The organism is Pseudomonas sp. GW821-FHT09A09, assembly GCF_059418405.1.
The window spans coordinates 24,721-48,067 of the sequence record NZ_JBWKPU010000039.1 but is presented as its reverse complement, the minus strand read 5'-3'; the positions used below and the strand labels follow the sequence as shown (position 1 = coordinate 48,067).

Here is a 23,347-nt window from a genome sequence, read left to right as displayed (position 1 = left end):
TTGTGGCTGTTAGGATTACACTTCTAAGGAAAGAACTTACTTAGTAAGTGTTGTTATCCTACGGGGCAGTCATGGATATTCAGATAATTTCACGCAATGGCGAACCCGAATACGCGGTGTTGCCATGGGATCAATACCAGGCGCTACTAAAAGCCGCCGGTCAACCGATACCCACCCAGGCTTTTTCCCCTGCTGTAACCCCCGCTCCCGAGCAGGACCTGCGCCCGCTCGCAGACCTGCGCGGCCTGCGTGAAGCCAAAGGGCTGGCCATCGAGGCCTTGGCCCGTACCGTGGGCATCAGCCCCTCTTATCTAGGATTGATTGAAAGTGGTGAGCGCCAGCCGGATGCCGCTATTCGCCGCAGCCTGGCCTGGGAATTGGGCGTTGCAGGTTGGAGGGATGAATCTTGAGCCTACGTATCAGCCGTCAACATTGGGATGGGTTACTCAACGAACTGGACCAGGCGCGCCGCCAGCGCCATCTGCTGACCTACCGCGCGCTGCTGGAGCGCCTGCAATTTCCCACGCCGGCCATGCAAACCCTGGCGGCGGCCCTGGAACATCTGGCGGCGCTGGATGCCAAGGCCGAGCAGCCGCTGCGCAGCTCGCTGGTGATCAGCCAGGGCGCTAGCCGCCTGCCGCGTACCGGCTTCTTTGAGTGTGTGGAGCGCCTGGGGCGCTTCAGCGGGCCATCCGATGGCGTGGCCGCTGCGTCCTGGCACGCCTCGGAGGTGGTGCGGGTGTTCGAGTACGAGTATCCGGAATCGGCCGAGGCCTAAAGCGGTTGGGGCAGCATGTCCATGCTGTCGATCACATGGATGCTGTAGCCGGCCACGTCCTTGGCATGGTGCTTGGCCTGGGAGGCCAATTCTGCCAGTTGGCTGGCGTCGAGTTGTCCACAGGCCTGTGGATAGAGATGCACCACGCCAATCGATAGCGACAACAGGGCAAACTCCTGCCGCACGCCCTGGCGGTTCAATGCCACGAAGCAACCGGCATCCAAGTGTTCGGCACGGTAGAACCGCCGACACTGGGTGTGGAAATCGTCCAGCAGTTGGTTGAGCCGCTTGCGCCAGTCCTGCGGACCCAGCACCAGCAGAAAATCATCGCCGCCGATATGCCCGACAAAGTCGCGGCTGGGGTCTACCCGATCATTCAGGCATTGCGCCAGGCACAACAACACTTCATCCCCACGCCCATAACCGTAGATGTCGTTGAACGGCTTGAAGCTGTCGATATCCACGTAGCAGATCACCGACTCGCGCTGTTGCTGCAGCAAGCGCGTGAGGCATTGCTGGATCGGCACGTTGCCGGGCAACAAGGTCAGCGGGTTGGCGTAGCGCGCTTGCTGGATCTTCAGTTCGGTGATCAGCTTGAGCACGTCAATCACCCGGCCCAGGCCCAGGTAATCCCCGTTCAAGGTGATGATGAAATCTTCTTCGATGCGCTGTCGCGCACGGCTGGTGAGCAGGCGACTGACTTGCTGCAGCGACTGGCTCAGCTCCACGGCAAGAAAGTCATTGCTCATCAGACGGCTGATCGGCTTGCGTGCGAACAGGTCGGTGGCAAAGGGCTTGAGCAGGGCGTCAGACAACGAATGCCGGTGCACGATACCCACCGGGTGGCCGCGCCCGTCCAGCACCGCCAGCGAGTTGAGGTTGGCCTGGCGGCGGAACGATTCCAGCACCTGCGCGGTGGCAGTGTCCTGGTCGACCGCAGGTTGCTCGTTGAGCAGGGCGCTGAGGTCGCTGCCTTCCTCGTTGAGGGCGATGTTGGCGTTATCCTGCTTGGGCAGCATGGCCCGCACCTCCTGCGGCGGGTGCTCCTGGGGGCGGCAAAGCAAGTAGCCTTGAACGAGGTCGACGCCCATCTCCGTGAGCACCGCCAACTCTTCCGGTAGCTCGATGCCTTCGGCAATCACCTGGGCGCGAGACGCCTTGGCGATCTGCAGGATAGAACCGACAAACTCACGCTTGAGCGCATCCTGATGGATGCCGTCGATAAAGTGCCGGTCGATCTTCACATAATCCGGGCGCAGCTCCGACCATAACCGCAAGCTGGAATAGCCGGCGCCCAAGTCATCCAGAGCAATCGCAAAGCCCATGTCACGGTAGTGGTGCAAGGCAGTCTGCAGCAGGTCGAAATCGTCGGTCGGCGTCTGCTCGGTAAGCTCAATCACGACTTGGCTGGGTGGAATGCCGAAGTCACGCAGCAATTGCAACGTGCGGCCCGGTTGATGGGCCGTTTCCATCAAGGATTCCGGCGAGATGTTCAGGAACAGCTTGCCCGGCAATTTCTGCTCGCTGAAGCGTCGGCACGCACTCTCGCGGCAGGCGATCTCCAACTCACTGAGGCGCCCGGCGTGGCTGGCCACCGAGAACAGCGCGACGGGGGAGTGCAGCGGGCTGTTGGACGGGCCACGGCTCAAGGCCTCGTAGCCGAGGATGCGCCTCTCGGACAGGCAGATGATCGGTTGGAACAGGCTGTGCAAACTGCCTTGAGCCAGGATTGAGCTCAGGGCATTCAGCTGTTCGGTCATGGTCATGGCGATCTCGATCGAAAAAAAAGGACCGCAGGCTTAACGCCTGCGGTCCTTCATTTCACGACAGAATGATGTCTATATGATGACACTCTGGGGAGTGTTCACATTAAATTGCCATCATTTACTGCTTTGCAACCTGCTTGGAGATCTTGAGGTAGTCCAGCAGGATGCGACCGGTTTCCGCCAGGTAGGCGTCATCTTCCGGCTTGGTTTTTTCCGGCTCGGCCGGCAGTGCATCTTCATCTTCTTTCTTCAGCTCTTTGAGCGGGTCTTCACCCTTGGCCTTGCGGCGGGTGTTTTCCAGCACAAGCTGCTGATTCTCGATGGAGGTGTGCTGCGCACGACGGTCCGCTTCGTTGAGGCTGACGGTTTTTTCCTCCATCAGCTTCTTGGCCAGGGCCAGTTTGTCGCGGATAAACACGAACTCGGCATCCTTGGCGGAACGCGCATCGTGGTCAGCCTTCAACTGCGTCAGGAACGGTTTGAACGGGTCCGACGCCGGCTTGATCGCAGGACGGATAGTGTCCCACGGCATGGCTTCGGGCAGGGCGCTCTCGCCGATTTCCTTGGTGTCGATGATCGACGGGAAGTCGATATCCGGCAGTACGCCCTGATGCTGGGTGCTCTGCCCGGAAACCCGATAGAACTTGGCCAGCGTCAGCTTAAGCTCGCCATGGTTCAGCGGCTGGATGGTCTGCACGGTGCCTTTGCCGAAGGTCTGGCCACCGATGATCAGCGCACGGTGGTAGTCCTGCATGGCGCCGGCGAAAATCTCCGAAGCCGATGCCGAGAGACGGTTGACCAGCAACGCCATCGGCCCTTTGTAGAAGGCGCCCGGGTTTTCGTCTTCGAGCACGTCGACACGGCCGTCAGCGTTGCGTACCAACACGGTCGGGCCCTTGTCGATAAACAGACTGGTCAGCTCGGTGGCCTCCTGCAGAGAACCGCCGCCGTTGTTGCGCAGGTCGATGACCACGCCGTCGACTTTTTCCTTCTGCAGCTCAGTCAGGATTTTTTTCACGTCGCGGGTGGTGGACTTGTAGTCCGGGTCGCCAGCGCGGAAGGCCTTGAAGTCCAGGTAGAAGGCCGGGATTTCAATCACGCCCAGCTTGTAGTCCTTGCCATCCTGCTTGAGGTTGAGGACTTTCTTCTGCACGGCCTGGTCTTCGAGCTTCACCGCTTCACGGGTGATGGACACGATCTTGCTGGTCTGGTCGTTCGGCGCGTTGGTGTGCGGAATCACCTCAAGGCGCACCACGCTGCCTTTCGGCCCACGGATCAGCTTGACCACTTCGTCCAGGCGCCAGCCGACCACATCGACCATCTCTTTGTCGGCCTGGGCCACGCCGATGATCTTGTCAGCCGGCGCGACTTGCTTGGTCTTGTCTGCCGGACCTGCTGGCACCAGACGCACAATCTTCACCTGGTCGTTGTCGCTCTGCAGGACGGCACCGATGCCTTCCAGCGACAGACTCATATTGATATCGAAATTTTCCGCGTTATCTGGCGACAGATAATTGGTGTGCGGGTCGTAGGACATCGCGAAGGTGTTGATGTAGGCCTGGAAGATGTCTTCGGCACGGGTCTGGTCCAGGCGCGCAAGTTGGTTCTTGTAGCGCTTGGTCAGCAGTTCCTGGATGGCTTTGGGCTCTTTGCCGGCGATCTTCAGGCGCAGCACTTCGTCCTTGACGCGTTTGCGCCACAGGTCGTCGAGGGCGGCGGTGCTGGTCAGCCAGGGGGCGTCCTTGCGGTCCACCAGAAGGGTTTCCTTCTGGGTGAAGTCGAGCTTGTCGACGCCTTTGTCGAGTTCGGCCAGCGCGAAGTCCAGACGCGCTTTGACGCGGTCCAGGTAGCGCTTGTAGATGGTGAAACCGGGCTGCAGGTCGCCGCTCTTGAGGAAGTCGTCGAACTGCGTCTTCCACTTGTCGAACTCAGCGATATCGCTGGCCAGGAAGTAGCTGCGCGACGGGTCCAGCAGCTTGAGGTAGCTGTCGTAGATGATCACCGAGCGAGCGTCGTCCAGCGGCGGCTTGCTGTAGTGATGGCGCTTGAGCAACTCGACGACGTTAAGGCTGGCAATCACCTCATCGCGATCCGGCTGAAGGTTGTCCCAGCTGTTGGCTGCGAACGTATTGGTCGACATCGACGCGAAGCCGAGACCAATGAAAAGAGCGAGGGCGGTGCTTGGGAACAAATGCTTCATGCTGATTCGACGCGGGGGCAATTGATAACGCATATTAGGCCGTCTTTGAGGGAGCCGGTTCCATATGGTCCGGTCGCATAATGCAAAAAGCCCGGCGCTACAGCTACGGGCTCAGTCCAGACTCACTATGGAGGCACTGTGAAAGCATTGCAAGGCGTTGACGGTCACGTGGAGTGGTTGGATGAACCCCGTCCTACCTGCGATGTAGGCCAAGTTCGCATTCGTGTAGCGGCTGCGGGCCTCAATCGCGCCGATTTATTACAGCGTGCGGGGCTCTATCCTCCGCCCCCGGGCGCCAGTCACGTGCTGGGCCTGGAGTGTTCCGGGGTGATCAGCGAAGTCGGCCCGGGCTCGTCCTGGCAGGTCGGCGACCGCGTGTGTGCACTGCTGGCCGGTGGCGGCATGGCCGAAGAAGTGGTGGTGGACGCACGCCACGTACTGCCGGTGCCAGAGGGCTTGTCGCTGCTCGAAGCGGCGGCCCTGCCTGAGGTGTACAGCACCGCGTGGCTCAACCTGTTCCAGCTGGCGGGGCTCAAGCCCGGTGAGAAGGTGTTGTTGCATGCCGGCGCCAGCGGCGTGGGCTCTGCGGCGATCCAGCTGTGCAAGGCGTTTGGCAGCCCGTGCTGGGTCAGTGTCGGCTCGGCAGAGCGCCTGGCCTATTGCGAAGCGCTGGGCGCCCAGGGCGGTGTGGTGCGTATCGACGGCATCGAAGGTTTGCGGGATTTCGGGCCGTTCGACGTGATCCTCGACCCGGTCGGCGGTGACTATGCGGCGCTGGACCTCAAGCTGCTGGCTCTGGACGGTCGCTGGGTGTTGATCGGTCTGATGGGCGGCCGCGAGGCCAAGCTGGACCTGGCCCAGGTGCTGGGCAAGCGCGTGCAACTGCTGGGCTCAACCCTGCGCAGCCGCAGCGATCAGTTCAAGGCAGACCTGTTCAGTGACCTCAGCCAGCACGTGTGGCCGCTGTTTGTCGAAGGGCGCTTGAGCCCGCAGTTGGCCAAGACCTTCCCGATCAAGGACGCCGAGGCGGCGTTTGCGGAGCTTGCGACCAACCAGATTTCCGGGAAGCTGGTGTTGGTGATCGACGAAAGCCTCACCTGAAACACCCCCTGTAGGAGCCGGCTTGCCGGCGATTGCGGTGTATCAATGAAGAATGTTTCATCTGACACACTGCTATCGCCGGCAACCCGGCTCCTACAGGGTTAGGGTTTCAATTCAGGCCCAGTGGTGGACCGGCCAGCCGGCCTTTTCCGCGTGCTCGCGCAGTACCGGATCCGGGTTCACCACCTGCGGGTACTCTACCTTGCTCAGCAATGGCAGGTCATTGCGCGAATCCGAATAGAAATACGCGCCGTCCAACGTCTCGCCTTCCTGTTCCAGCCATTCCAGCAAGCGGGTGATCTTGCCTTCGCGGTAAGTCAGTACGCCCACGGTCTGGCCGCTGTACACGCCATGGCTGACGTCCAGATCGATCCCCAGCACTTCATCGATGCCGATGCGCGCGGCAATCGGCTTGACCAAATGCGTGCCCGACGCCGAAATCACCAGGATCCGGTCGCCATTGGCCCGGTGGCGGGCGATGGTCTTGGTGGCATCGCTGTAGATCAGCGGCTCGATCACGTCCTCGACCCACGGCTCCACCAGGTGTTCGATTTCTTCCGGTGTGCGGCCAATCATCGGCTCCAGGCTGAAGGTCATGAAGTCTTCCATCAGCAGCTTGCCCTGGCTGTAGGCGTCCATCAGTTCGTTGTTCTTGCGCATGAACGACTCGGGGTCGACCCAGCCCAGGCGGCCCATCTGCTCGCTCCACAGGGTGGCGCAGTCACCGTGGATGAGGGTGTCGTCCAGATCAAAAATTACCAATGCCATCGGTCACGCTCTCTCAATCAATCGTTGCATCAGGCTACTTCACACAAGGCACTTGGGTCGATGGACAGTGCCAGGCGTTGCCCGTCCGGGTGCAGGTCGTCGGCCGAACGGTTGAGCACGTCCACCACCAACTCCACGCCGCGCGCCTCGATGCGATAGCGGATTACGTTGCCCAGCAGGCTATGGCTGCGCACCAGCGCGTCGAGTTCGCCGCTGCGGCTCAGCTCGATGGCTTCCGGGCGAATGGCGATGCGGCTGTTGATCGGGCGTTGCAGCAGTTGGGTGGCCTTGTCGGCGTCCAGCAGGTTGTAGTTGCCGATAAAGCCCGCCGCGAACACATCCACCGGGGCGGTGTAGAGGGTTTCGGCGTCGCCGCTCTGCACGATCTTGCCCTGGTTCATCAGGAAGATGCGGTCAGACATGGTCAAGGCTTCTTCCTGGTCGTGGGTCACGAAGATGGTGGTCAGCCCCAGTTCACGCTGGATGTGGCGGATCTGTTCGCGCAGGTGCTTGCGAATCCGTGCATCGAGTGCCGACAGCGGTTCATCGAGCAGCAGCAGGCGTGGGCGGGTGACCAGCGAGCGGGCCAGGGCCACGCGCTGGCATTGGCCACCGGACATCTGGTGCGGGTAGCGGCCGGCCAGGTCCTTGAGTTCGACCAGTTGCAGCACTTCCTGCACGCGCTTGTGGCTGTCGTCAGCGTTGACCTTTTGCATGCGCAGGCCGAAGGCGACGTTCTGTTCCACGGTCATGTTGGGGAACAGCGCGTAGCTCTGGAACACCATGCCGATGTGTCGTTTCTGCGGGCTGAGCGGAACAATGTCTTGGCCATCCAGCAGGATTTTGCCGCTGTCCACCGGCGTGAGGCCGGCGATGCAACGCAGCAGGGTGGACTTGCCGCAACCGGACGGGCCGAGCAGGGTGACGAATTCGCCCTTGGCGATTTCGCAGTTGATGTCGCTGAACACCGGGGTGCCGGCGTAGCCTTTTTGCAAATGTTGGACGCTGACGAAGCTCATTGGCTTTTGTCCTTGTTCAAGATATTGGCGGCCCAGGTCAGCACCAGCACAAAGAAGAAATAGGAAATGACGACGGCACTGGTGAAGTGGCCGCTGCTGTTGCGCATATTGTTGAGGTACACCTGCAGGGTTTCGTAGCGGGTGCCTACCAGGATGTTGGCAAACACGAATTCGCCGAACAGGAATGAGAACGACAGCAGCAGGGCAACCATCAGACCTTTGCGCAGGTTGGGCAGCACCACCAGGATCGCGGCCTGCCAGGTGCTGGCGCCGAGCAGTTGGGAGGCGTCCATCAGGTCACGCAGGTTGATGGCTTGCAGGTTGTTGGTGATCGCGCGGTACATGAACGGCAGCGCCACGGTGAAGTAGCAACCGATCAATATCCACGGCGTGCCCACCATCGCTAACGGCCCGGAGCCGTACAGTTGCAGCAGGCCTACCGACGACACCACCGGCGGCACCGCGAAGGGCAGCAGGATCAGGATGTTCATCAAGGCGTCGAGCCTGGGGAAGTGGTAATGCACTACGAACAGCAGCGGCAAAATCAACACCACTGACAGAATCAGCGCACCCACGCACACCAGCAGCGACTGGCCGAAGGCGGCCAGGAAGCGCGGGTCGCTCCACAGTTGCACATACCATTTCACGGTAAAGCCGGCCGGCAGCACGGTGGCCGACCAACTGCTCGCAATGGAGTAGACAAAGGTGCCCACCAGCGGCAATACCAGGATCAGGAACAACAGATACACCACGACCCGATGGTAGAGGGTGGCCGGGCCGGCTTCAGCGCGAGACATGGTAGCTCCTCTTGAGCAGCAGTTGATGGACCACGGTGACCACGGTCATCAGCGCCACCAGCACCACGGCCAGGGCGCTGGCCATGTTCGGGTCCAGTGACACGTCGCCGGAGACCAGGCCCGCGATGCGGATCGGCAGTACGTTGAAATTGCCGGTGGTCAGTGCATACACCGTGGCGTAGGCGCCCAGCGCGTTCGCCAGCAGGATCACGAAGGTGCCCAGCAGCGCCGGCGTGAGCACGGGCAGGCCGATATGCCGCCAGAACTGCCAGCCATTGGCGCCCAGCAGGGCAGCCGACTCGCGCCAGTCTTCACGCAGTGCGTCGAAGGCCGGGTAGAGCAGCAACACACCGAGGGGAATCTGGAAGTAGGTGTACAGGATGATCAAGCCGGTTTTGGAATACAGGTTGAAGTCCTGGATGATCCCGGCCTGCTTGAGCATCAGGGTGATGCTGCCGTTGAAACCCAGCAGGATGATGAACGCGAACGCCAGGGGCACGCCGGCAAAGTTGCTGGTCATGTTGGCGAAGGCGGTGACGAAATTGCGCAGCGGCGAATCCACCCGGCGCAGGGAGTAGCTGCCCAGCGTGGCGATGATGATGCCGAAGACACTGGAATAGAAGCTGATCTCCAGGCTGAACTGGATGGCTTGCAGGTAGAACTTCGAACTGAAGATGCGCGTGAAGTTTTCCAGGCCCCAGCCGGCTTCCTCGGTTTGCAGGCTGTTGATCAGCACCCACACCAGCGGGGCAATTTCGAACACGATAAAGAACAGCGCGAACGGCACCAGGCACAGCAGCGCCAGCCATTTACCACGGGTCATTTCAACAGCTCCCGGCATACAGGTTTGTCGTGGGGCACGCCCAGTAGTTCGCAGACGGTGCCGCACAGTTCGGTCTGCCGGGGCGCGGCATTGGCCTCCAGGCTGAAGGCATCGCCAAGGACGAACAACGGCACTTCGCGCTCTTCCGGCAGCAGGCCGTTGTGGGAGCGGTCGTTGTTCATGCCATGGTCGGCCGTCACCAGCACCTGGTAGCCGGCGTCGAGCCAGCCTTGCAGGTAGTCGGCGAGGATGATATCGGCCGAGCGTGCGCTGTTGCGGTACTGCGGTGTGTCGAGGCCGTGCTTGTGCCCGGCGTCGTCGATGTTCATCGGGTGCACCACCAGGAAGTTCGGCGCGTGTTTGCGGCGCAGGCTTTCGGCGTCGGCGAACAGGTGGGAATCGGGGTAGTGGTCATTCCAGTAGAAATGCCCGTGCTGGATCGCCAGCGCCTTGTCGTCGGTATGACGATCACGGGCGGCGATAAAGGGCGTGCGGTTATACAACTCGCTGACCCAGTGGTAGGCCGCCGCCGCTGTGGTGAGGCCGGCGTCGGTGGCGTAATGGAAAATGCTGCGTTGGTTGGACAGGCGTGAAACATGGTTGTGCACGATACCGCTCTGGATCGGTGGCACGCCGGTCAGGATGCATTCATACAACGGGCGGGACAGGGCGGGCAGTTCACATTCCAGCTTGTAGAGCGCTGCGCGTCCTGCGCCGACATAGGCCTGCAAGTGCCCCATGGCGTGCCGCGCAACCTCGAAGTTCAGGCCGTCGAGCACGACAAGGATGACATTGTGCTTCATGGGGGCTGGAGCTCCGCAACAGGTGGTTTGACTCAAATTCTCTGGCGTAACCGGGTCAAAATGTGGGAGCTGGCTTGCCTGCGATAGCGGCGTATCAGTCGACATAGAGGCTGAATGTCAGACCGCTATCGCAGGCAAGCCAGCTCCCACACCGGCCGCATTTCAGGCAGTGAGCCTGATTACTTCATTTCTACGATGACTTGCTCGTTCCACAGCTGAGGCAGCTTCTTGGAAGTCGCTTCCCAGGCATCGGCATCCTTGATCGGCTGCGGATTGGCCTTGGTGTACTGCTCGCCCGGGATCAGGTTCTTGGCGATATCGGCCGGCAGTTTCAGGTCGGTTTCAGCACGGATAGGACGCGCATTGCCCTTGGCCAGGTTGAGTTGGCCGGCATCGCTGAAGATATATTCGCGGGTCAGCTTGGCGGCGTTCGGGTGCTTGGCGTATTTGTTGATGATGGTGGTGTAGCCGGACTTCACCGAACCGTCCGATGGGATCAGCACCACGTAGTCATCCGGGTTGGCCATCTTGGCCTTGTAGCTCAGGCCGTTGAAGTCCCAGACCACGCCCACTTCGACTTCGCCTTTTTCCATGGTGGCGATGGTCGGGTTGGACAGCGAGAGACGGCCTTGCTGGGCGATCTTGGTGAAGAACTGCAGACCAGGGGCGATGTTCTTTTCGTCGCCTTTATTGGCGATGGCGGCGGCCAGTACGCCGTTGGCCGCCTGGGCCGCGGTGCTCACGTCACCGATGGAGACCTTGTATTTGCCTTTTTGCAGGTCAGCCCAGCTGGTGGGCACTTCCGAACCGTGCAGCAGCTTCTTGTTGACGATAAAGGCGATGGTGCCGGTGTAGGCCAGCGCCCAGTGACCGTCCTTGTCTTTTGCCCAATCCGGCACCTGGGCCCAGGTGGACGGTTTGTACGGCTGGGTCACATCTTGCTTCACCGCAATCGGACCGAACGCTGCGCCCACGTCGCCGATGTCGGCGCTGGCGTTGTCTTTTTCAGCCTTGAACTTGGCGATTTCCTGGGCCGAGCTCATGTCGGTGTCGATGTGCTTGAGGCCGTAGGTCTTGGCCAGGTCTTCCCAGGTACCTTTCCAGTTGGCCCAGTCATCGGGCATGCCGACGCTGTTGACGGCGCCTTCCGCTTTCGCGGCAGCTTCCAGGGTTTTCAAATCGGTATCAGCAGCCATGGCGGCGGTGCACATGGCAATGGTCGAGCCTAACAGTGATGCCAGGAAAAGCTGTTTCATCCGAAGCTCCTTTGGGCGTTTTCAACGCTGCGTTTTTGTCGACGTTTGCGGTGGTGTTGGTCTAGGTCAGCAATACCTGAGCCAATCTAGGCGTGCCTGATGACAGTTTCATGTCGATGTCGTTTTTAAATCGCGGATGTCGCTCGTCGCAGAGTGAGCGTAGACCATGCCCAAATGCCCGCAGGCGCTCGACTTGGCCGATGTATTGCAGAGTGTGGGGCAGGGGCGTGAGAGGGGCTGTCATCTGTCGGTCATCTGTAGTGCCTAGGCTGGCAGGCAACAGCTCAAGCCCTGATAGAGCGCGGTTTGTGCACCGAAGCGGTGCTGGTCTAGTCCAGATAGGTAACATTGATGCGTGATGAGGCAATCAAGGCGGTGACATCCATCGGCCTGGCGCTGCAAGAGCAGATCGACCACGGCCTGTTGCCGCCTGCGAGTAAATTGCCCGCCGAGCGCAAGCTCAGCGAGTTGTTTGGTACCACTCGCATTACGGTGCGGGAAGCCTTGTTACAGCTGGAGGCCCAGGGGCAGATCTATCGCGAGGAGCGCCGCGGCTGGTTTGTCTCGCCACCCCGGCTGGCCTATAACCTGATGCAGCGCAGCCACTTTCACGCGATGGTCAGCGACCAGGGGCGGGTGCCGTCCACCGAGGTGATTTCCGCGCGGCTGCAGCCGGCGTCGGCAGCGGTGTGTGCGTGGTTGCAGTTGCCGGCATTGTCCAGCGTGATCCAGGTGTGCCGGGGCCGGCGCATTGATGGGCGTTTAGTGCTGTATGTGGAGCACTACCTCAACCCGCAGTATTTTCCGGGGATTCTGGAGTGCGACTTGAATCAGTCGATGACTGAGTTGTATGCCCGTCAATATGACTTGCACTACGGGCGGGTGCGTTTTGAAATTGTGCCGACGTCTCTGCCCGTGGAAGCCGCCGCCGCGTTGCGCGTGTCGGTGGGCAGCCCGGGCTTGCGCATTGCCCGGGTCAATTACGATCAGCATCAGCGCTTGATCGACTGCGATCTGGAGTTCTGGCGGCATGACGCCATCCACGTCGGTGTCGACGTCGCTTAATCACGCCACATTCCCTGTAGGAGCCGGCTTGCCGGCGATGAGGCCTTCAGATTTGGCGGCGATGTTAGGGACGCCATCGCCGGCAAGCCGGCTCCTACAAGGTTAAGGTGTCAGGGCTTTGATCAGTGAGTCGGTGTTGGTGGTGAGTTCCTCCACCGGGTCTGCGCCGTCTACGTTCAAGACCAGTAATTGCGAGTCGCCTGCCTCGATGGCCGCCTTCACCGCCTCACTCGGCTGACGATGGTGCAACACCACCGCCACGTCGTTCTCCTTCAATTCGGCACTGAGCTTTTGCAAGGCCTTGGGCGTCCAGTCGGCGTCCGGCCGTGCATCTGTGCTCACTACTTCCAGGTTCAGGCTGCTGACCAGGTAGGCGAAGTGATCGCTCAAGCTGACCACCGTAAGGTTATCCGCCTTGGCCAGCCGCGCTTCACTGTCTGCGGTGAGCTTGAGGAGACGCTGTTTGAGGGCGGCGAGGTTGGCGTCGATCGTGGGCTTGGCGTCGGGCGCCAGGCGGCTGAGGTCGGCGGCGAGCACGTCGGCCATACGCCCCAGGTTGTTGCTCGATTGCCACGGCTGGCTGTTCAGGCCATCGGTGCTGCCGGGTTGCACGGCAATGCCCGGCAAACCGCCGTCCACCGGGCGTGCGGCATCCACTTCGACGATGCGGATATTGCTGCGCCGCGCCACCGGGTACAGCGGGTCATCCGCCCACAGCGAACGCAGGCCGATGGCGGCGTCGGCGTCCTGTGCCAGCTTGCTCAAAGCCGGCGCGCCACGGCCGGTGAAATAGGACACTTGCCGCGAACCGGGCAGGTTGGCCGGGGCGGCGCGTTCGAGCTGTACGGAGGTGCCTTTGAGCAGCACTTCAGCCAGGCCGTAGGTGATCGGCAAGGAGGCCAGCACCTTGACCGGTTTTGCCGCTTGGGCAACTGGTTTGGCCGCTTCAGCCGCCATCAGTGGCGTGGTGAACAAGCAAGCGATGGCCAGGGCCAGAGGATGAAGAACGGAGCGCATTATCCAAGATTCCCTTTGAGGCTGGGCACGGTGCCGCGCGCGATGGCGGCAAAGGCGAAGGCGATACCGGCCACGAGGATGATCGCGGCACCGGACGGGATGGGCAGGTCGAAGATGATCGGCAGCAGGATCCCGCACAGCGTGCTGACCGTGGCAATGATCACCGAGACCCAGAAGAAACCCTTGAGCGACTGGCTCAGCAGGCGCGCTGCGGCGGCGGGGATGACCAGCAGGGCGCCCACCAGGATCGCGCCGATGACCTTGACCGCCGCCACGGTGATCAGCGTCACCAGGATCACAAACAGATAATCCAGGGTCTTTACCGCCACCCCGCGCACCGCCGCCAGTTGCGGATTGAAGCTGGCAAGCATGATGCGGTTGTACAGCGGCAACGCCAACGCCATGACCAGCGAGCCAACAACCGCCAGCACCAGCAGGTCGTTGCCATTCACCGTCAACACCGAACCGAACAGTACGTTCTCCAGAATATGCACGTTGATCTTGCCCGCCAGGATCAGCAGCAGGCTGGCGCCCAGGGCCAGGGACACCGAGAGGAACACGCCGATCAAGGTGTCGGGCGCCAACCCGGTGCGGTTGCGCAGGTAGTTGAGCAGGATGCCGAACAGCAGGCAGTACCCGAACAGGGCGCCATAGGGCCCGGTGTAGGGTTCACCCAGCAGGATGCCGACGGCCACGCCGGTGAGTGCCGCGTGGCCGACCGCTTCGGAGAAAAACGCAAAGCGCTTGACCACCACCAACGTACCCAGGCCGCCCAGTACCGGGCCGATCAGCAGGCCGGCGAGCAGGGCGTTGACCACAAAACCATAGGCCAGCGCTTCCGGCAGGTATCCGGAAGAAGCCCAGCCCTGGACCATCAGGCGAAACGCTTCATAACTCATTGCACCGGGCTCCGAGGGTGGGTGGAGAACAGGGTCAGCAGGCGGTCCGGGGTCAACGCTTCCTTCGGCGTAGCGTCGAACAGCACACGACGGTTCAGGCCGGTGACGCGATCGGCCAGGCGGCCCACGGCTTCCAGGTCATGCTCGATCCACAACACGGTGATGCCGGCCAGGCGCCAGTCATTGAGCAGGCGTTCGAACACCTGGATCCCTGCCTCGTCGAGCGCCGACATCGGCTCATCCAGTACCAGCAGTTGCGGCGCCGGGATCAAGCCCTGGGCCAGCAGCACGCGCTGGCGTTCACCGCCAGACAGCGCGCCCATGCGGCGTTTGCGCTTGTCCTGCATGCCGACACGCTCCAGCGCATCGCCAATCGCCCCGGCGTAGTGCCGCGATAGCCCGAGAAATGCCGGGCGGCGCTGGCACATGGCAGCCATGAAGTCGTCGACGGTCATGGGCAGGCCCCGGTCAAACTCCAGCGCCTGGGGCACGTAGCCGATGGTGCCGGGCGTAGTCGGCCAGTGCAGGCGCAGTTGGCCCTGATGCGGCGTCTGCCCCAGCAGGGTCTTGATCAGCGAGCTTTTGCCGCCGCCGTTCGGGCCCACCAACGCATGGATGCTGCCGGGCTGTACCTGGAATTTCACGCCGTCCAGGATGGTGGTGCGGCCCAGGGTCAGCGACACCGCGTCGAAGTCGAGGGTCGGGCCAACGCTGGCCACGCTCAGGTGTTCGGCCGCGGTCATGAGCCTGACTCCTGGATGGCCCGCACCACCGTGTTGAGGTTGCCGGTCATCTCCACTTCGTATTTTTCAGGGGTGTATTCGCCGTAGGAGATATGCGAAAGCGGGTACAGCTTGACTCCCGACTCACGCTGGATGGTGTCGACATAGGTGGACGGGAAATCCATCTCCGAGAAGATCACCTTCACATCCAGGGCGCGCAGTTCGTCGATGGTCTTTTTCAGCTGGCTGGGGCTGGGCTCGATGCCGTGGGCCGGTTCGACCACGGCCGTCACTTCCAGGCCAAACTCGCGCAGCAGGTAATCGTAGGCCGCGTGCACGGTGGCCACACGCAGGTCCGGGTTCGGCGCGCTGGTCAACTTGGCCAGTGCATCGGCCCGCATCTGGCGCAGGCGTTTGCCGTAGGTGCGGGCGTTCTGGGTGTAGGTCTTGGCGTTGTCCGGGTCGAGCTTGCCCAGTTCGCGGGCGATGTTGTTCACCTGGGCAATCGAGGCACTGATCGACAAAAAGGTGTGCGGGTTGACCACCTTGCCTGCGCCACGCGCCGCGTTACCGGTGGCCGCCAGCAACGGCACGTTGGCGTTGGCTTCGATCACCGGGATGTCCGGACGCTCGCTGGTGGCGATCATGCGGTCGGCGAAGTCGTCATGGCCGACGCCGTTGAGCACGATCACGTCCAGGGTGCCGATGCGCTTGATGTCTTCGGCGCGCGGTTCGTAAGCATGGGGGTTGAAGCCGGCCGGGATCAGCGGCACCACGTCGGCCTTGTCGCCGACGATATTGGCCACGTAGCTGTAATAAGGGTGCAGGGTGATACCGATTCGCAGGCGCTTGGCCGCCTCGGCGTTCGCCAGGGGGGTGAGCATCAGGCTGATAAGGCCGACCAGCAACAGACGCAACAACGGGGATGAAATGGACATGGGCACTCGGTCTTCTCGTTCAGTGACGGTGCTGGCGGGTCACGCCGGCATCGAATTGCGTGACCACCTGCTTCCAGCCGGCCGCGATCAGCGCCGGGTCGGTCAGGTCGGAAGGGGGCGCGAGGTTGGCCTGGCGGTTGAGCCACACATCCGGCTCGCCATCGTGCACGCGCATCAGTAGCGAGCCGCTGGTGGCGGGCGCCTGGCTCAAGCCCAGGTAAGCCGACGGCGCAAGCAGTTGCCAGCGATGATCGCCACGGCTGACCGAACTGGCGTCCTGTGCAAAGGGCGCAAACCCTTCTTCGGCCAATTGCTGCGGCGTCGGCAGGGCGCTTTGCTCCTGTTGCAGCAGTTGAATCTCGTCCAGGGTCACCCGCAGGTCGGCGTAGATCCCTTGTTCGGCTGCGCTCAGGTCGCGGCGCGCGTCCAACTGGTGGCTGGGCACGGCGGCGACTTCCTGGCTTTCGCCATGCAGGGCAATCACCGAACCGGCCACGGCGAGGATGATCAGGCACAACAGCAGCACATAGAGGGTTTCATGGCCGGCCCCGGCGGGGCGTACAACCTGTGTAGTACTCATTGCGGCTGGATATCCGCTTGGTCGATCTCAACGACGTGGCCGGGGCCAGCGTCGAACAGCACATAGAACTCGGCCGAGGGCTTCTTGAAGGTCAGGGTCGAGTCCTGGCCGAGCTTGCCGGGCAACAGGACGGTTTCGTCGTAGCCGATCACGTCCAGGGTCACGCCGGGCGCGCCGCTGCCGTCGGAGAAGCCGCCGGTGCACTGGATCTGCTCACCGGCAATTTCCTTGCACTCGCACATCGGGTTGTGGGCCAGGGCCACGGTACTGAACCCGGCGCACAGCACTAGCAATACGCGGGATAGGCGCTTCAACGTCATGGTTTGACTCCTTGCTTGTTCAGCCAGGCAATAGTGGCAGGCGAAGCCTGGCTCAGCGGGATGGAACCCTGGTGCATCGTGCCGTCCCAGCCCTCCATGGTGACCCACAGTTCGGCGTCGGCCGGGGTGCGCTCCGGCACTGGCAACATCGCGCCCATGCGGTACGGCGTGCCAAAGAAGATCACCCCGGCTGCCCGCAGGCTGCGGGGCTTGCCGATACGCAGGTAAGTGGCCTTGACCTGTTCGGCGCAGGAGGCGCACAGGGCGGCGTTGAAAAACTTCATCGGGCCGGCCGGGTCGGGGCGCGGGCCTTCATTGCGAAATTCGGCGAGGGTCAGGCTCCAGGGCCCGACCTGCACTTCACCTGCCACCCGTTCGCCGATGCCGGTGTCGCCTCGGAACAACGCAGCGTCGGCAAAGTATTTGGGCATGAAGCCCAGCGGTACCAACAACAGCAGCACATTGATATGGAAGCGCCATTTCAGCCAAAAGGCCCGCAGTGGCGAAGGGGGTACAGCAGCGGCGACCTTGCTCATCGGTTGCCCTCCGTGGTTTCAATGCTCATGGCCGGTATAGGAGCTGCCTGGCGCGGGGCTTTGGCACTGCGCTTGAGGGCGTTGAGGGTGGCCAGGGCCGTGCGTTTGGTCCAGATCAGCAAACCGCTCAGTACCATCATGCTTAACAGCAGGCCGAAGAAAGCCCAGATCAGCTTGACCCACAAACCGCCGAAGTCGCCGGTGTGCAGCGGGCGCATGGACTCGGTGACAAACTCCAGCGTCGAGCGGTTGGACAGCAGGTGCGACACCGCCACTTCGCCGTTATAGGGGTTGATCTGTGCGGTCTGGTACATCAACGGGTACCAGCCCCGGCCGCCGATCTGCAGGTGGCTGTAGGCATTGAGTGGCAAGACCACAAAGCTGGTTTCCAGCCCCGGGATGCGCTGGCTGGCAATTTCGATGGCTTCGTCCAGGGGAATCATCGGTGAAGGCACGCCGGGGGCGGACATTGGTACTTTCTCCCGGGCGATCACTGGCACGATGGGCTCGCTGGAGATGGAGATCTGGTTGTCGCCCAGGATTGCCTGGATCAGGAACCAGGTGCCGGTGATGGAAATGACCGCGATGAACCAGATCGACCAGATCCCGCTCAGGCGGTGGAAGTCGCCCCAGAAGATCCGCGCGCCGTGGCGGATGCGCAGGGTAGGGCGCAGGAAGCCTTTCCAGAAGCGTTTGTACACCACCAGCCCGGTGACCAGCGAGGCCAGCAACGGCAGGCCGAGCAATGACACCAGGTACCAGCCCCAGCTGTAGCCATTGGTGAATGGCACCAACCACCAGCCGTGCAAGGCGCGGGTAAATTGCTTGAAGTCGAACGACGGGCTGATGCCCTGGATGGCCCCGGTGTACGGGTTGACGTAGACGGTTACGGAGCGCCCGTCGGGATAGCTGAGTTCGGTGCTCAGGGCAAAGTGCGACTCATCCGGGCGAATGATCGACTGCACGATGACCTGGGGTTCGGCGCGCTTGATCGCGCTGATCACCTGGTCATAGCTGAGTGGCTCGGCGTCATCCGACGGCTTGCTGGCGCGGATGTCCGGGTTGGCCAGCCAGACGATTTCCTGGCTGACCACCGCCAGGGTGCCGGTGATGCAGACGATCAGTACAAAGAACCAGATGGGCAATGCCAGCCAACTGTGTACGAGAAACCAGAGTTTTGAGCGTGACTTCTTCGACATGTGAATGAGGGTCTTGATCGGAGGGGGGCAAAGAAGGCCCGGAAAAGGCCGGTCGTAGCTTTTGCTGACGCGACGGGCTGTATCTAAGTTAAGACGGATGAGAGGGGCAAATCCCTAAGCCGGATATGAAAGAAATTGTTTCAGGCTCACATTCAGCGTGGTTTGCCGCCGCGATCGAACACGAAACATGTTCCAAGCCATCACCCAGGCGCCATTGATGGGGCGGGGCGGCTGGGTAGGATGGGCTCATACCGTTGTGTGAGCGCCTACAAAAATGAGCCTAGAAAAAATGCCTGCCAGAACCCTCTACGACAAACACATCGATTCCCACACGGTGTGCCCCCTGGATGATCAGGGCCATGTCCTGCTGTACATCGATCGCCAGGTGATCAACGAATACACCAGCCCCCAGGCGTTCAGCGGCCTGCGCGAGGCTGGCCGTGACGTATGGCGCCCCGGCACGGCGCTGGCGGTGGTTGACCATGTGAACCCCACCACGCCACAGCGCATTGCGGCCATGCCCGATGCGGGCGGCGCGCGGCAGGTGTCGTACCTGGCGGAGAACTGCCGGGATTTCGGCATCGAACTGCTGGACATCCTCGACAAACGCCAAGGCATCGAGCACGTGATTGCCCCGGAACAGGGCTTTATCCTGCCGGGCATGGTGATTGCCGCCGGTGACAGCCACACCACCACCTACGGCGCCCTCGGGGCTTTCGGGTTTGGCATCGGCACCTCGGAAATCGAGCACCTGCTGGCCTCGCAGACGCTGGTCTACAAGCGCCTTAAAACCATGCGCGTGACGGTCGACGGGGCGTTGGCCAAGGGCTTGACCTCCAAGGACGTGATCATGGCGCTGATCGGCAAGATCGGTGCCTCCGGTGCCACCGGCTATGCCATCGAGTTTCGCGGCGCCACCATCGACGCGTTGAGCGTCGAGGCGCGCATGACCATCTGCAACATGGCGGTGGAAGCCGGGGCGCGCGGTGCGTTCATGGCGCCGGACGAAAAAGTCTTCGCCTACCTCAAGGGCAAGCCGCGCGCGCCAAAGGGCGAGCTGTGGGAACAGGCGCTGGTGGGCTGGCGCCAACTGCATTCGGACGCCGACGCAGTGTTCGACCAGGAAGTGCATCTGGACGCCAGCACCCTGGAACCCATGGTCACCTGGGGCACCAGCCCCGACCAGGCTGCGCCGATTGGCGCCCGCGTCCCGGACCCGCAGGACGTCAGCGACCTGATCCTGCGCCAGGACATGCGCCGCGCCCTCAACTACATGGGCCTGGAGGCCGGCATGCCGCTGAGCGACATCGTCATCAGCCATGCGTTTATCGGCTCCTGCACCAACGCCCGTATCGAAGACTTGCGCGACGCCGCCAGCGTGGTGCGTGGCAAGCACGTGGCCGACCATGTACGGGCGATGATCGTGCCGGGCTCCACCGAAGTGCGCGACCAGGCCGAGGCCGAAGGGCTGGCGGCGATCTTTATCGATGCCGGTTTCGAATGGCGCCAGTCGGGCTGCTCGATGTGCCTGGCAATGAACGATGACGTACTGGCCCCGGGCGACCGCTGCGCCTCCAGCACCAACCGCAACTTCGAAGGCCGCCAGGGCGCGGGGGCGCGTACCCACCTGATGAGCCCGGCGATGGTCGCTGCCGCAGCGATCACCGGCCGCCTCACCGATATCCGTCACTTTGGAGACCGCCCATGAGCCTGCAACCGTTTACCCGCATCACCGGCAAGGCCGCGCCCATGCTGGCGGCGAATATCGACACCGACGTGATCATGCCCAAGCAGTTTCTCAAGGGCATCGACCGCAGTGGGCTGGATCGTGGTTTGTTTTTTGACCTGCGCTTCTTGCCTTCCGGCGAGCCCAACCCCGCATTCGTGCTGAACCAACCGGCCTGGCAAGGGGCGAGTTTCCTGGTGGTGGGGCCGAACTTTGGTTGCGGCTCCAGCCGTGAACACGCGGTGTGGGGGTTGAAACAGACCGGGATTCGCGCGCTGATCGGCAGCAGTTTTGCCGGGATTTTCTACGATAACTGCCAGCGTAATGGGGTGTTGTTGATCACGCTGGAGGAGGCGGTGTTGCAGAACCTGGGGCAGGTTGTGAGCCAGCCCGAGCAGGCGCAGATCAGTGTGGACCTGGAGGCCCAGGCCATTCATTTGGCCGATGGCCAGGTGATTCCCTTCCAGATCGACACCTTGCGCAAAACCGCCTTGCTGCTGGGACTGGATGCAATCGGGAGCACCCTACAGCGCAGCGAGCAGATCAAAGCGTTCGAACGCCAACACCTGCAAGCCAACCCCTGGCTCAACTGACAAACCTCGGTCCAAATGTGGGAGCTGGCTTGCCTGCGAAAGCGGTGGGTCAGCTTACTCATCTTTCACTGATACACCGCCATCGCAGGCAAGCCAGCTCCCACAGTTGATCGGGTTTACATCTCTATATTGATAGACCCTTGAAGTGCTCCTGCAAAAACTCCACACACGCCCGCAGCTTCCCTGAATACGCCAACCGTGTCGGGTACACCGCCCAGACGTTGGCGCTTTGGGTGTAGTTGTGCAGCACCTGCACCAGCTTGCCTTGCTCCAACAGCGGCTTCACATCCCACATCGAGCGCAGCAGCACACCGCGCCCGTCCAATGCCCACTGCAACACGATCTCGCCATTGTTCGATGACAGTGGCCCGCGCACGCGCACGCTTTCGGGGGCGCCGTTGTGTTCCAGGTTCCAGATGCCAAATGCGTTATCCCGCTCCTTGAGCACCAGGCAGTCGTGCTGCTCCAGGTCGCCCAACTGTTGCGGCGTGCCCTTGCGCTGCAGATAAGCCGGCGCGGCGCACAGCACGCGGCGGTTGCTCACCAGCCGCCGGCCAATGTGCTGACCGGGGATGTCGTCGCCCACGCGGATCTCCAGGTCGAACCCTTCGCTGACGATGTCCACCACGCGGTCGAACAGGTCCAGGCGGATTTCCAGGTCCGGGTACTGCTCGGCCAGCAATGACAGGGCAGGGGCCACATGGTTGCGGCCAAAACCGAAGCTGCTGCACAGGTGCAAGTGCCCGCGCGGGCTGTCGTGGGCGTCGGAGAGTTCATCGGACAGTTGCTGGAAGTCTTCCAGGATACGCACCGCCCAGCGCTGCACCCGTTCGCCGTCTTCGGTCAGGGCGATACGCCGGCTGGTGCGGTGCAGCAGGCGGGTGGCCAGGGTGGTTTCGAGGATCTGGATGCGCTTGCTGACATACGCCGGCGACAGCCCCAGCTCATCGGCGGCGGCAGCGAAGCCGGCCTTGCGGATCACGGTCAGGAACACCCGCAGGTCTTCGGGTAGGGGCACGGTATCTTTCTTATGAGTCATCAGAAACGAGGCTGGCGGCATGAGCCGCCAGAATAGCACCGGATCGGCGTGCCTTCCGGCACACCGGGCGGTCTTGGGTTATTCGGCCGCGATTTTGGCCTGGGCAGCCGCCCGGGCATGGCGGCCGCGCTTAAGGGCGATCGGTGCCATCTTCTCGCGGTCCAGTTCACCTTCCCACGCGGCGACCACCAGCGCGGCCACGGCGTTGCCGATGATATTGGTCAGCGAGCGGCATTCGGCCATGAAGCGGTCCACACCGAGGATCAACACCATCGCCGCCACCGGCACCGTCGGCACCACGGCCAGGCTTGCCGCCAAGGCCACGAACCCTGCACCCACCACCGCGCCGGCGCCCTTGGACGTCAGCATGGCCACCGCCAGCAGCGTCAATTGCTGCTCAAGCGGCAAGTGGATATTGGTCGCCTGGGCCAGGAACAGCACCGCCAGGGTCATATAGATGTTGGTGCCGTCCAGGTTAAAGGTATAACCGGTCGGCACCACGATACCCACCACGCCCTTGGAGGCGCCCAGGCTTTCGAGTTTCTGGATCAGCTGCGGCAACGCCGATTCCGAGGAACTGGTGCCCAATACGATCAACAGCTCCGACTTGATATAGCCCATCAACTTGAAAATGCTGAAGCCGGCGTAGCGGGCGATGCTGCCCAGCACTACCGCAATAAAAAAGAACGCCGTGATGTAGAACGTGCCCACCAGCTTCAACAGCGGCAGCAACGAACCCACGCCGTACTTGCCGATGGTGAAGGCAATCGCCCCAAAGGCACCGATGGGCGCAACGCGGCTGATGATGCCGACGATGCGGAAGAACACCTCGCTGGCCTGGTTGATCACACCCACCAGCGGCCGGCCCTTTTCGCCGACCATCACCAGGCCGACGCCGAACAGCACGGAGACGAACAGCACCGGCAGGATTTCACCCTTGGAGAACGCATCGAAAAACGTCGTGGGGATCACATGCAGCAGGAACCCGGTGATGCCTTCGCCATGTTCGGCCTGGCCGACAAAGCCGGCGATGGCCGAGCTGTCGAGGGTCTTCACGTCGATATTGAAGCCCACGCCCGGGTGCAGCAGGTGCGCGGCGAGGATGCCGATCAACAGGGCGATGGTCGACACCACCTCGAAGTACAGCAGCGCCTTGCCGCCGACCCGGCCCACCTGCTTCACGTCATGCATGCTGGTGATGCCGGACACCACCGTACAGAAAATGATCGGGCCGATGATCATCTTGATCAGCTTGATAAAACCGTCGCCCAAGGGTTTGAGGTCGACGCCGATTTGCGGCCACACATGGCCGATCAACACACCCAGCGCGATAGCGATGAGCACCTGCACATACAGGGTTCCCAGCAGTTTTTTGAGTGTCATTGTTATTATCTCAATCGTT

General features: G+C 62.0%; 24 protein-coding genes. 6 read left to right on the top strand and 18 right to left on the bottom strand.

Annotated elements, in window-relative coordinates; translation table 11 throughout:
* Positions 1-71: 71 nt before the first annotated feature.
* Positions 72-410 (top strand): helix-turn-helix domain-containing protein, encoded by a 339-nt coding sequence (locus tag AC07OV_RS26030; RefSeq protein ID WP_494998463.1) that lies wholly within the window; start codon positions 72-74, stop codon positions 408-410.
* The gene (locus AC07OV_RS26025) at positions 407-778 is read left to right on the top strand and encodes a hypothetical protein (protein WP_005786715.1); all 372 of its coding nucleotides are present in this window, start codon (positions 407-409) and stop codon (positions 776-778) included. Before AC07OV_RS26030 ends, AC07OV_RS26025 begins: the two co-directional genes overlap by 4 nt.
* Here AC07OV_RS26025 and AC07OV_RS26020 read toward each other — a convergent pair.
* Positions 775-2,544: a bifunctional diguanylate cyclase/phosphodiesterase gene (locus AC07OV_RS26020; RefSeq protein ID WP_494998462.1), complete on the bottom strand. Its 1,770-nt coding sequence runs from the start codon at positions 2,542-2,544 to the stop codon at positions 775-777. The two genes, AC07OV_RS26025 and AC07OV_RS26020, sit on opposite strands and share 4 nt — an antisense overlap.
* Before the next feature lie 118 nt (positions 2,545-2,662).
* Positions 2,663-4,744: a carboxy terminal-processing peptidase gene (locus AC07OV_RS26015; protein WP_176996425.1), complete on the bottom strand. Its 2,082-nt coding sequence runs from the start codon at positions 4,742-4,744 to the stop codon at positions 2,663-2,665.
* Positions 4,745-4,882: 138 nt separating this feature from the next.
* Between AC07OV_RS26015 and AC07OV_RS26010 the strand changes: the two genes are divergently transcribed.
* Positions 4,883-5,845, top strand: a complete 963-nt coding sequence (locus AC07OV_RS26010) for a zinc-binding dehydrogenase (RefSeq protein WP_494998461.1) — start codon at positions 4,883-4,885, stop codon at positions 5,843-5,845.
* A gap of 114 nt (positions 5,846-5,959) precedes the next feature.
* On the opposite strand, the gene AC07OV_RS26005 is transcribed toward AC07OV_RS26010, so the two are convergent.
* The 6 genes from AC07OV_RS26005 to AC07OV_RS25980 form a co-directional block, all read right to left on the bottom strand.
* Entirely contained in the window at positions 5,960-6,613 is a 654-nt protein-coding gene (locus tag AC07OV_RS26005) for an HAD family hydrolase (protein WP_495093254.1), read from the bottom strand.
* Between the two features lie 29 nt (positions 6,614-6,642).
* Positions 6,643-7,632: an ABC transporter ATP-binding protein gene (locus AC07OV_RS26000; RefSeq protein WP_176996422.1), complete on the bottom strand. Its 990-nt coding sequence runs from the start codon at positions 7,630-7,632 to the stop codon at positions 6,643-6,645.
* Positions 7,629-8,429, bottom strand: coding sequence for an ABC transporter permease (locus AC07OV_RS25995; RefSeq protein WP_176996421.1), 801 nt, complete (start codon positions 8,427-8,429; stop codon positions 7,629-7,631). The genes AC07OV_RS26000 and AC07OV_RS25995 overlap by 4 nt, the downstream gene beginning before the upstream one ends.
* Entirely contained in the window at positions 8,416-9,252 is an 837-nt protein-coding gene (locus AC07OV_RS25990) for an ABC transporter permease (protein WP_371319350.1), read from the bottom strand. Before AC07OV_RS25990 ends, AC07OV_RS25995 begins: the two co-directional genes overlap by 14 nt.
* Positions 9,249-10,055, bottom strand: a complete 807-nt coding sequence (locus AC07OV_RS25985) for an alkaline phosphatase family protein (protein WP_494998460.1) — start codon at positions 10,053-10,055, stop codon at positions 9,249-9,251. The genes AC07OV_RS25990 and AC07OV_RS25985 overlap by 4 nt, the downstream gene beginning before the upstream one ends.
* A gap of 179 nt (positions 10,056-10,234) precedes the next feature.
* Positions 10,235-11,311 carry an ABC transporter substrate-binding protein gene (locus tag AC07OV_RS25980; protein ID WP_071496158.1) on the bottom strand — a complete coding sequence of 359 codons (1,077 nt, stop codon included), beginning with the start codon at positions 11,309-11,311 and terminating at the stop codon, positions 10,235-10,237.
* 351 nt (positions 11,312-11,662) lie between these two features.
* Between AC07OV_RS25980 and AC07OV_RS25975 the strand changes: the two genes are divergently transcribed.
* The gene (locus AC07OV_RS25975) at positions 11,663-12,376 is read left to right on the top strand and encodes a UTRA domain-containing protein (protein ID WP_176996418.1); all 714 of its coding nucleotides are present in this window, start codon (positions 11,663-11,665) and stop codon (positions 12,374-12,376) included.
* A gap of 102 nt (positions 12,377-12,478) precedes the next feature.
* On the opposite strand, the gene AC07OV_RS25970 is transcribed toward AC07OV_RS25975, so the two are convergent.
* The 8 genes from AC07OV_RS25970 to AC07OV_RS25935 are packed head-to-tail and all read right to left on the bottom strand — an operon-like array spanning position 12,479 to position 18,587.
* Entirely contained in the window at positions 12,479-13,393 is a 915-nt protein-coding gene (locus AC07OV_RS25970; RefSeq protein ID WP_495093253.1) for a metal ABC transporter substrate-binding protein, read from the bottom strand.
* On the bottom strand, positions 13,393-14,292 hold the full coding sequence (locus AC07OV_RS25965) for a metal ABC transporter permease (protein WP_494998458.1): 900 nt from the start codon (positions 14,290-14,292) through the stop codon (positions 13,393-13,395). Before AC07OV_RS25965 ends, AC07OV_RS25970 begins: the two co-directional genes overlap by 1 nt.
* Positions 14,289-15,035 carry a metal ABC transporter ATP-binding protein gene (locus AC07OV_RS25960; protein WP_176996415.1) on the bottom strand — a complete coding sequence of 249 codons (747 nt, stop codon included), beginning with the start codon at positions 15,033-15,035 and terminating at the stop codon, positions 14,289-14,291. The genes AC07OV_RS25965 and AC07OV_RS25960 overlap by 4 nt, the downstream gene beginning before the upstream one ends.
* Positions 15,032-15,952 (bottom strand): metal ABC transporter substrate-binding protein, encoded by a 921-nt coding sequence (locus tag AC07OV_RS25955; RefSeq protein WP_494998457.1) that lies wholly within the window; start codon positions 15,950-15,952, stop codon positions 15,032-15,034. Before AC07OV_RS25955 ends, AC07OV_RS25960 begins: the two co-directional genes overlap by 4 nt.
* A 19-nt stretch (positions 15,953-15,971) precedes the next feature.
* Positions 15,972-16,532 carry a DUF6162 family protein gene (locus AC07OV_RS25950; RefSeq protein ID WP_176996413.1) on the bottom strand — a complete coding sequence of 187 codons (561 nt, stop codon included), beginning with the start codon at positions 16,530-16,532 and terminating at the stop codon, positions 15,972-15,974.
* Positions 16,529-16,852, bottom strand: coding sequence for a hypothetical protein (locus AC07OV_RS25945; protein WP_494998455.1), 324 nt, complete (start codon positions 16,850-16,852; stop codon positions 16,529-16,531). The genes AC07OV_RS25950 and AC07OV_RS25945 overlap by 4 nt, the downstream gene beginning before the upstream one ends.
* Complete coding sequence (locus tag AC07OV_RS25940) at positions 16,849-17,388, bottom strand: PA2404 family protein (RefSeq protein WP_494998454.1); 540 nt, start codon at positions 17,386-17,388, stop codon at positions 16,849-16,851. Before AC07OV_RS25940 ends, AC07OV_RS25945 begins: the two co-directional genes overlap by 4 nt.
* A complete protein-coding gene (locus tag AC07OV_RS25935; protein ID WP_494998453.1) occupies positions 17,385-18,587 on the bottom strand; it encodes a PepSY-associated TM helix domain-containing protein in 1,203 nt (400 codons plus the stop codon). The genes AC07OV_RS25940 and AC07OV_RS25935 overlap by 4 nt, the downstream gene beginning before the upstream one ends.
* A 289-nt stretch (positions 18,588-18,876) precedes the next feature.
* Here AC07OV_RS25935 and leuC point away from each other — a divergent pair, with 289 nt between their 5' ends.
* Positions 18,877-20,295, top strand: coding sequence for a 3-isopropylmalate dehydratase large subunit (gene leuC, locus AC07OV_RS25930; protein ID WP_495093252.1), 1,419 nt, complete (start codon positions 18,877-18,879; stop codon positions 20,293-20,295).
* Positions 20,292-20,906, top strand: coding sequence for a 3-isopropylmalate dehydratase small subunit (gene leuD, locus AC07OV_RS25925; protein ID WP_495093251.1), 615 nt, complete (start codon positions 20,292-20,294; stop codon positions 20,904-20,906). The genes leuC and leuD overlap by 4 nt, the downstream gene beginning before the upstream one ends.
* Before the next feature lie 124 nt (positions 20,907-21,030).
* Here the strand turns inward: leuD and AC07OV_RS25920 are convergent, their stop codons facing one another.
* Together AC07OV_RS25920 and AC07OV_RS25915 are read right to left on the bottom strand one after the other, a co-directional pair.
* A complete protein-coding gene (locus AC07OV_RS25920; protein WP_494998450.1) occupies positions 21,031-21,945 on the bottom strand; it encodes a LysR substrate-binding domain-containing protein in 915 nt (304 codons plus the stop codon).
* Positions 21,946-22,023: 78 nt separating this feature from the next.
* Entirely contained in the window at positions 22,024-23,328 is a 1,305-nt protein-coding gene (locus tag AC07OV_RS25915; RefSeq protein WP_494998449.1) for a dicarboxylate/amino acid:cation symporter, read from the bottom strand.
* Positions 23,329-23,347: the final 19 nt, after the last annotated feature.

Bases quoted from the DNA above. Each gene is read 5' to 3' on its own strand.
- AC07OV_RS26030 (WP_494998463.1), top strand. From the start codon at position 72: ATGGATATTCAGATAATTTCACGCAATGGCGAACCCGAATACGCGGTG.
- AC07OV_RS26020 (WP_494998462.1), bottom strand. From the start codon at position 2,544: ATGACCATGACCGAACAGCTGAATGCCCTGAGCTCAATCCTGGCTCAA.
- AC07OV_RS26015 (WP_176996425.1), bottom strand. From the start codon at position 4,744: ATGAAGCATTTGTTCCCAAGCACCGCCCTCGCTCTTTTCATTGGTCTC.
- AC07OV_RS26005 (WP_495093254.1), bottom strand. From the start codon at position 6,613: ATGGCATTGGTAATTTTTGATCTGGACGACACCCTCATCCACGGTGAC.
- AC07OV_RS26000 (WP_176996422.1), bottom strand. From the start codon at position 7,632: ATGAGCTTCGTCAGCGTCCAACATTTGCAAAAAGGCTACGCCGGCACC.
- AC07OV_RS25995 (WP_176996421.1), bottom strand. From the start codon at position 8,429: ATGTCTCGCGCTGAAGCCGGCCCGGCCACCCTCTACCATCGGGTCGTG.
- AC07OV_RS25990 (WP_371319350.1), bottom strand. From the start codon at position 9,252: ATGACCCGTGGTAAATGGCTGGCGCTGCTGTGCCTGGTGCCGTTCGCG.
- AC07OV_RS25985 (WP_494998460.1), bottom strand. From the start codon at position 10,055: ATGAAGCACAATGTCATCCTTGTCGTGCTCGACGGCCTGAACTTCGAG.
- AC07OV_RS25980 (WP_071496158.1), bottom strand. From the start codon at position 11,311: ATGAAACAGCTTTTCCTGGCATCACTGTTAGGCTCGACCATTGCCATG.
- AC07OV_RS25975 (WP_176996418.1), top strand. From the start codon at position 11,663: ATGCGTGATGAGGCAATCAAGGCGGTGACATCCATCGGCCTGGCGCTG.
- AC07OV_RS25970 (WP_495093253.1), bottom strand. From the start codon at position 13,393: ATGCGCTCCGTTCTTCATCCTCTGGCCCTGGCCATCGCTTGCTTGTTC.
- AC07OV_RS25965 (WP_494998458.1), bottom strand. From the start codon at position 14,292: ATGAGTTATGAAGCGTTTCGCCTGATGGTCCAGGGCTGGGCTTCTTCC.
- AC07OV_RS25960 (WP_176996415.1), bottom strand. From the start codon at position 15,035: ATGACCGCGGCCGAACACCTGAGCGTGGCCAGCGTTGGCCCGACCCTC.
- AC07OV_RS25955 (WP_494998457.1), bottom strand. From the start codon at position 15,952: ATGTCCATTTCATCCCCGTTGTTGCGTCTGTTGCTGGTCGGCCTTATC.
- AC07OV_RS25950 (WP_176996413.1), bottom strand. From the start codon at position 16,532: ATGAGTACTACACAGGTTGTACGCCCCGCCGGGGCCGGCCATGAAACC.
- AC07OV_RS25945 (WP_494998455.1), bottom strand. From the start codon at position 16,852: ATGACGTTGAAGCGCCTATCCCGCGTATTGCTAGTGCTGTGCGCCGGG.
- AC07OV_RS25940 (WP_494998454.1), bottom strand. From the start codon at position 17,388: ATGAGCAAGGTCGCCGCTGCTGTACCCCCTTCGCCACTGCGGGCCTTT.
- AC07OV_RS25935 (WP_494998453.1), bottom strand. From the start codon at position 18,587: ATGTCGAAGAAGTCACGCTCAAAACTCTGGTTTCTCGTACACAGTTGG.
- leuC (WP_495093252.1), top strand. From the start codon at position 18,877: ATGCCTGCCAGAACCCTCTACGACAAACACATCGATTCCCACACGGTG.
- leuD (WP_495093251.1), top strand. From the start codon at position 20,292: ATGAGCCTGCAACCGTTTACCCGCATCACCGGCAAGGCCGCGCCCATG.
- AC07OV_RS25920 (WP_494998450.1), bottom strand. From the start codon at position 21,945: ATGACTCATAAGAAAGATACCGTGCCCCTACCCGAAGACCTGCGGGTG.
- AC07OV_RS25915 (WP_494998449.1), bottom strand. From the start codon at position 23,328: ATGACACTCAAAAAACTGCTGGGAACCCTGTATGTGCAGGTGCTCATC.